The following is a 730-nucleotide window of genomic DNA, read 5'->3' as shown; positions in this document are numbered from 1 at the left end:
CCGCGTAGACCACGAGGGCGACCGAGCGGGTGCCCGCGGCCTCCGCCACCGCCTGTGCGGTCTGGCGGACCTCCTTCAGGCTGCCGCCCTCCGTCACCGAGCGGGAGAGGTCGAGGACGATCACGGTGGCGTCGAGGTTGCGGAAGGTCGCCGCGTCCCGGCGCTCGACCGCCGGACCGGTCAACGCCAGCGCGATCAGCCCGGCCGCCAGCGCCGCCGCGAGGTTGGCCTGCCGACGCCCGCCGAGCACGGCGCCGCGGCGCTCCATCAGCCGCATCAGGGCGGGGTCCACCGCCCGGCGCCAATCCCCGAGCGGTGCCGCGCGCCACGTCGCCCGCAGGACGAGCAGCGCGAGCGGCAGGAGCGCGAGGAGCCACCAGGGCCGCAGCAGGGCGAGGCTCGCGACGCTCATGCCCGCCTCCGGCTCGCGAGGAGCGCGGCGGCGCAGACGAGCGCCAGCGCGGCCGGCCAGGGCCAGAGGTCGCGCCGCAGCGGCACCGGCGGCGCCTTGGCGCGACCGCCCTCGATGGCGTCGATGCTGGCGGCCACCGCGACCAGATCCTCGGTGGTCTTCACCCGGAAGGCCCGGCCGCCGCTGACCTCGGCCATCTCCCGCAGGGTCTCGGTATCGACCACGTCCTGCTCGCCGTCGGCGTTGGCCATGTCGCGGGGGCCGAGCGCGATGGTGTGGACCCGGATGCCGAGGTCGCGCGCGAGCGCCGCCACGTCC

At 77.1% G+C, this 730-nt stretch carries 2 pseudogenes; both read right to left on the bottom strand.

Features of this window, described 5'->3' with window-relative positions:
• Positions 1–412: pseudogene (locus AX737_RS04880) on the bottom strand (VWA domain-containing protein); the annotation flags it as partial.
• Positions 409–730: pseudogene (locus tag AX737_RS04875) on the bottom strand (hypothetical protein); the annotation flags it as partial. The pseudogenes AX737_RS04875 and AX737_RS04880, both read right to left, overlap by 4 nt.

It is taken from the genome of Methylobacterium sp. CCH5-D2 (assembly GCF_001556475.1).
Taxonomy (GTDB): Bacteria; Pseudomonadota; Alphaproteobacteria; order Rhizobiales; family Beijerinckiaceae; genus Methylobacterium; species Methylobacterium hispanicum.
Note: the sequence above shows the minus strand (reverse complement) of the source record. Positions and strands in the feature narration are given on the sequence as shown.